The 6684-nt window shown below is 62.4% G+C and carries 4 protein-coding genes; all 4 read right to left on the minus strand.

Annotation, left to right across the window (positions count from 1 at the left end; genetic code table 11):
• Positions 1-1500 carry an AdeC/AdeK/OprM family multidrug efflux complex outer membrane factor gene (locus D769_RS10195; RefSeq protein ID WP_008644666.1) on the minus strand — a complete coding sequence of 500 codons (1500 nt, stop codon included), beginning with the start codon at positions 1498-1500 and terminating at the stop codon, positions 1-3.
• Positions 1497-4643, minus strand: a complete 3147-nt coding sequence (locus D769_RS10200; RefSeq protein ID WP_008644668.1) for an efflux RND transporter permease subunit — start codon at positions 4641-4643, stop codon at positions 1497-1499. Before D769_RS10200 ends, D769_RS10195 begins: the two co-directional genes overlap by 4 nt.
• A 26-nt stretch (positions 4644-4669) precedes the next feature.
• Positions 4670-5833 (minus strand): efflux RND transporter periplasmic adaptor subunit, encoded by a 1164-nt coding sequence (locus D769_RS10205; RefSeq protein WP_008644670.1) that lies wholly within the window; start codon positions 5831-5833, stop codon positions 4670-4672.
• Positions 5834-6381: 548 nt separating this feature from the next.
• The coding region (locus D769_RS32515) for a hypothetical protein (protein WP_206536994.1) at positions 6382-6684 on the minus strand (303 nt) is incomplete at its 5' end.

Raw genomic sequence — 6684 nt, forward strand, 5'->3', positions numbered from 1 at the left:
CTACGAAGCCGACCGTGCGCCGCCGCCCGTGCTGCCGGTCGTCGAACTTCCGGCCCCATCAGCAGGCGCGCCATTCTCCGGCTTGTGCGTGACATCGGTCCAGCCACCGCCAAGTGCCTTGTACAGGTTCACCTCGCTGGTGAGCTGGTTGAGGCGATCGGTGATCAGCGTCTGTTGCGCGTTATAAAGCTGACGCTGCGCATCGAGTAGTGTCAGGTAGCTATCCACGCCAGTACTGTACCGATGTTCAGCCAGCGTGAAGTAGTCCTGGCTTGCCCGGACGAGCCGCACCTGCGCCTGAACCTGATCCGAGAACGTGCCGCGTGCGGCCAGTCCATCGGCCACCTCGCGGAAGGCGCCCTGGATCGTCCGCTCGTATGTCGCGACGTTGATGTCCTTCTGGATCTTTGCGTAGTCGAGGCTTGCCTTCAGGCTGCCTGCCGTAAAGATCGGCAGCACGATCTGCGGCGAAAACAGCCACGTGCCCTGACCGGCCGCGAACAGGTCCGACAACTGCCTGCTGGCCGTGCCGGTCGACGCCGTCAGCGTGATGCGCGGGAAAAACGCCGCACGCGCCGCGCCGATGTCCGCGTTGGCCGCCTTGAGCCGATGCTCGGCCGAAAGGATGTCCGGACGATTCTGCAGCAGATCGGACGGCAGTCCCACCGGCACCTCGGCCACGAGCTTCTCTTCCAGCCCCAACCCTTGCGGCAGATCTGCCGGCATGCCCGAACCCAGCAACAGCGTCAGCGCATTGGTGTCCTGCGCCAGCGCACGCGTGTATGCCGCCAGCGAAGCCCGCGCGGTTTCAACCTGCGTTTCCGACTGGCGCAGCTCCAGCCGCGAGGCGATGCCTTCCTCGAAGCGGCGGCGCGTAAGGTTGTACGTTCGTTCGTACGTAGTCAGCGTGTCACGCGTGACCTTGAGTTGCTCCTCGTCCGCGCGCAGCGTCAGGTAGGCATTGGCGACGCTGGCCACCAGTGCGATCTGCGTGCTTCGGCGCGCCTCATCACCCGCGAGATACTGCTCGAACGCGGCCTCGCTAAGGCTGCGCAACCGGCCAAACAGGTCGAGTTCCCAAGCCGTGGTTCCCAGAGACACGCCGTACTGGCTGCTGATCACACGTTGACCGGTGGTCGACAGATCCGCCGGCACGCGCTGCCGCGTGCCCTGCGCCGCGGCGTCGACCTGCGGAAACAGGTCGGCACGCTGGATACGGTACTGCGCGCGATAGGCTTCCACGTTCAACACGGCCACACGCAGATCGCGGTTGTTGTCGAGCGAAACCTGGATCAGTTCGCGCAAGCGCGGATCGGTGAAGTAGTCGCGCCAGCCAAGATCGACGGCCGTCACCGACGCATCGACCGCAGCCGTCTTCGGATAAGCCTCACCCTGCGGGAACGTCGCATCGACCGGCGCGGCAGGCCGCTCGTAGTTGGGAATCAGGCTGCAGCCGCTCAGCGCCGCCACGGCGGCCAGGCAAAGTAGCGTCTTTCTCATGCTTGGGCTCCCTTCTCGAGGGAGGACGAATCGGACTTGCGGCGCCGCTCCTTGAGCGCGCTGACCACGACAAAGAACAGCGGCACCCAGAAGATGGCAAGCACCGTGGCGGTGATCATGCCGCCAATCACGCCGGTACCGATGGCGTGCTGGCTACCCGCGCCGGCGCCTTGCGACACCGCCAGCGGGAACACGCCCAGCATGAACGCCATCGAGGTCATGATGATGGGGCGCAAACGCATTCGGCACGCCTCCACCGCCGCCTCCACGAGGCCCTTGCCGTGATCGTGAAGTTCCTTGGCGAATTCCACGATCAGAATCGCGTTCTTCGCTGAAAGGCCCACCGTGGTCAACAGCCCCACCTGGAAGAACACGTCGTTCGACAGCCCTCGCGCGAGTGTGGCCAGCAGCGCGCCGATCACCCCGAGCGGTACCACCAGCATCACCGAGAACGGAATCGACCAGCTTTCATACAGCGCCGCCAGACAGAGGAACACCACGAGCAACGACAACGCGTACAGCGCCGGCGCCTGGGAGCCCGACAACCGTTCTTCGTACGACAGGCCAGTCCATGAATAGGAAATGCCGGCTGGCATCTGCTTCATGATTTCCTCTACCGCCGCCATGGCTTCACCCGAGCTCTTGCCTGCTGCCGGCTCACCGAGGATTTCCACCGCCGGCACACCGTTGTAGCGCTGCAGCTTCGGCGATCCAAAGCCCCACTTGCCCGTGGCAAACGACGAGAACGGCACCATGTCACCCTTGTCGTTGCGCACGAACCACTTGTTGAGGTCCTCTGGCGACATTCGCGAGTTCGGCCGACCCTGCAGGTACACGCGCTTGACGCGGCCCCGGTCAATGAAGTCGTTCACGTAGCTGGAACCCCAGGCAATCGACACCGTGCTGTTGATGTCCGCCAAAGACAGCCCCAACGCACGCGCGCGTTCATCGTCGATTTCGAGGACATACTGCGGCTCGTCATTGAGACCGTTCGGACGTACTCGCTGCAACGCGGGGCTCTTGGCTGCAAGCGCCAGGAACTTGTTGCGCGCGTTCATCAGCGCCTCGTGCCCCAAGCCGGCCTGATCCTGCATATAGAAGTCGAAGCCCGTGGCGTTACCGAGTTCCTGCACCGCCGGCGGCGCGAAGGCAAATGCCAGCGAGTCGCGGAACGTGCTGAACTTGGCCTGTGCCCGCTTGGTCAGGTCGAACACGCTCGTGGCATCGCCTTCGCGATCCTTGAACGGCCTCAGCAGAATAAACGCGAGACCCGAACTCTGGCCACGGCCGGCAAAGTTGAAGCCGTTCACGGTGAAGAGCGACTCCACGATCTTGCCTTCGTCATTCAGCAGGTAGTTGCGCATCTGGTCAAGCACGGCCTGCGTGCGCTCGGCCGACGAGCCGGCCGGCGTCTGCACCTGCGCGTACAGCACGCCCTGATCTTCTTCCGGCAGGAACGAGGTCGGGATGCGCGTGAACAGGAAACCCATCACCACCACGATTGCCAGATAGATGAGCAGGAACGGAGCCCGGCGCTTCAGAATGCCGGAGACCCCACGCTCATAGCTTTGCGTCGACCGGATGAAACTGCGGTTGAACCAGCCGAAGAAGCCCTGCTTGTGCTCGCCGTGGTCGCCCTTCTCGATCGGCTGGAGCATCGTCGCGCACAGCGCCGGCGTGAGAATAAGCGCCACGAGCACAGACAACACCATCGCGGAAACGATCGTGATCGAGAACTGGCGATAGATCACACCGGTCGAGCCGCCGAAGAACGCCATCGGCAGGAACACCGCGGACAGCACCAGCGCGATACCAACCAGTGCGCCCTGGATCTGCCCCATCGATTTTCGTGCGGCCTCCTTCGGACCCAGCCCTTCTTCGGCCATCACCCGCTCGACGTTCTCGACCACCACGATGGCATCGTCCACCAGCAGACCGATGGCCAGCACCATGCCGAACATCGTCAGTGTGTTGATCGAGTAGCCAAACGCGGCCAGCACGCCGAACGTACCGAGCAGCACCACCGGCACCGCGATCGTCGGGATCAGCGTGGCGCGGAAGTTCTGCAAGAACAGATACATCACCAGGAAGACGAGCACGATTGCCTCGAGCAGCGTCTTGATCACCTCGTGGATCGAGTCGGAGATCACCGGCGTCGTGTCGTACGGGAACACCACCTTGATGCCCGGCGGGAACGTCGGTTCCAGCTGAGCCAGCGTGTTGTGGATGTTCTTGACCGTCTCCAGCGCGTTGGCGCCGGATGCCAGACGAATGGCGATACCCGATGCCGGGCGGCCGTTGTACTGCGCGTTGATCGTGTAGTCCTGGCCGCCCAGAGCAACATCGGCCACATCCTTCAGACGCACCTGCGAGCCATCGGGATTAACCTTGAGCAGGATGTCGCCGAACTGCTCGGCGGTCTGGAGACGCGTCTTGCCGATCACCGTCGCGTTGAGCTGCTGCCCGCGAACCGCCGGCAGGCCACCAAGCTGACCCGAGGCCACCTGGACGTTCTGCGCCTTGATCGCGTTGCTCACATCCAGCGGCGCGAGTTGGTAGCTGTTGAGCCTGGCCGGGTCCAGCCAGATCCGCATCGCATACTGCGAACCGAACACCTGGAAGTCGCCCACCCCTGCGGTACGCGACAGCGGATCCTGGATGTTCGAAACGATGTAGTTCGACAGATCCTCCCGCGTCATGTTGGGGTCGGTCGAAATCAGACCCACGATCAGCAGGAAGTTACGCACCGACTTGGTCACGCGAATCCCCTGCTGCTGCACTTCCTGCGGCAACAGTGGCGTGGCCAGGGCAAGCTTGTTCTGCACCTGCACCTGCGCGATATCCGGGTTGGTGCCTTGCTCAAACGTGACCGTGATGGTCATGCTGCCGTCGGAGTTCGATTCCGACGAGATGTAGCGGAGGCGGTCCAGGCCATTCAGCTGCTGCTCGATCACCTGCACCACCGTATCCTGCACCGTCTGCGCCGAAGCGCCCGGGTAGGTTACGGAGATGGCGATGGTCGGCGGCGCGATCGCCGGGTATTGGTTGATCGGCAGCGACCTGATGGAGAGCACGCCGGCCAACATGATGACCAGCGCAATCACCCAGGCAAAGATCGGCCGCTCGATAAAGAAATTAGACATGGCAAATCCTCATGCGTCCGTCCCGTTCAGGACTTTGCCGCGGGGGCCGACGCCGCGCTCGCGGCCGAAGCCTCCACGGCACCGGCTGTGGCCGCATCGGCTTCGGTGGCCTTGACCTTCGCACCCGGGCGCACAAACTGCAGACCCTCGACGATCACGCGATCACCAGCCTTCAGGCCTGCTGTAACGAGCCACTTGTCGCCAACCGTGCGGTCGGTCGAGAGAATGCGCTGCTCCACTTCGTTGCTCGCATTCACCACCAGCGAAGTCGCTTGCCCCTTCAGGTCACGCGTGACGCCGCGCTGCGGTGCCAGGATAGCGGCAGTCTTGACGCCTTCCGCCAGACGCGCATGAACGAACATGCCCGGCAGCAGTTCATTGCGCGGGTTCGGGAAGACGGCGCGCAGCGTCACGGAACCCGTGCCCTGGTCGACGGCCACTTCCGAGAACTCAAGACGACCGGGCTCCGAATAGATACTGCCATCTTCGAGCTGCAGCGTAACCTTGGCCGCGTTCGCGCCGGCACCCTGCAACTGGCCGTTGGCCAGTTCGCGACGCAGGCGGAGGATTGCCGACGACGGCTGCGTCACATCCACATAGATCGGATCGAGCTGCTGAATCGTTGCCAGCGCGTTAGCCTGGCCGTTCGTTACCAGCGCGCCTTCAGTGACAAGCGATCGGCTGATACGGCCGGAAATCGGCGAAAGGACCTTGGTGTAGCGCAGGTTGATATGGGCCTGGTCCACAGCGGCTTTGGCTTGCAGGTAGGAAGCCTGCGCCTCGGCGTATTGCTGCTTGCTGACGGCTTCCTCTCCGACCAGCCTGCCGTAGCGTTCAGCAAGCAGGCGCGCCGATTCGAGATTTGCCTCGGCGCTCTTCGCAGTAGCTTCATAGGTCGACGGATCGATCTGGTACAACTGCTGGCCCTGCTTCACATCGCTGCCTTCGACAAACAGACGCTTCTGCAGGATGCCATTGACCTGAGGGCGAACCTCGGCGATCCGGTAGGGCATGGTGCGCCCAGGCAAGGAACTGTCGAGCGTAACGTTCTCGTCCTTCAGCGTGACAACTTTCACTTCAGGCGTCTGGGCCGCAGGCGGCTTGTTGTCCTTGCCGCACGCAGACAGTACTGTTACGGCAACAGCCAGAATGCCTGGAATCAAAGCACGCCGGGCGCGCATTGCTTGCATAGCGATATCCTCGAGGATGAAACGGATGAGTTCTTCTTTGGGCCTGGTTGGCCAGACCGGCGCGACCGCGTTACACGCGGACGCAATTGGCGTGCCTGCCATCGGCACTTGTCGGTGATCGGGTTCAGCGGATCGTCATCGCCATTCGCCCCTGCTTTCGCCAGTTAGCTGGCCTCGAAATACACAACGCCGGACGCGCACGCGTCCGGCTGGCAGGGTGACTTAGATGCCCGCCCCGCTCCCCGTATTCTGACTGTCTTGCACAATCTTCTGTTATCGGTGTTACCGTCATTCGCGCGAGTTCGTGCCCGAATCTGAGTGAGCATCGTCTCGCCGATCGCAACAATAGACCAAGGCCCGATATTGGATCCCAAAGCTTGCTGGCGATGACTTCAACGGTAACGTTTGCCGGCCGGGTGTCGCCCAGAACGCTCTGCGCGCTGACAGGGCCCTCCTCCGAACCCTTGTCACACCGCTGCGGCAATGCAGCATTTGAGCAGCATACATTTGAATCAGTTCAATAAGCATGCTGCCAATAGCGCGTCATCCTACCAGTTTGTAGATCGGTTAGGGTCACTGGAAATCGACCTGTAATGCGGTGAAATACTCGCAATAGAAGCGTTCCGACGATATTTCGCGGGCTTGCGCGGGTTTTCAGCCGCCGAGATACACGCTCGCGGGACGGTGTTTTGCGCGAGCGGGACAGTGAGACGGGCTCTTGCGAAATACGCAATAAAAAGGCCCACGCCGATATGGCGTGGGCCTTTTTGCTGAATTTCGAGTTGTACTGGCAGACGTTTCCGCCAACGACGCCGCGCAGTTAAACCGCGCGGCATAAAAGCAAAACCCCC

Origin of the sequence: Cupriavidus sp. HMR-1, from assembly GCF_000319775.1 — a bacterium.
In the GTDB taxonomy this organism is placed as follows: Bacteria; Pseudomonadota; Gammaproteobacteria; order Burkholderiales; family Burkholderiaceae; genus Cupriavidus; species Cupriavidus metallidurans.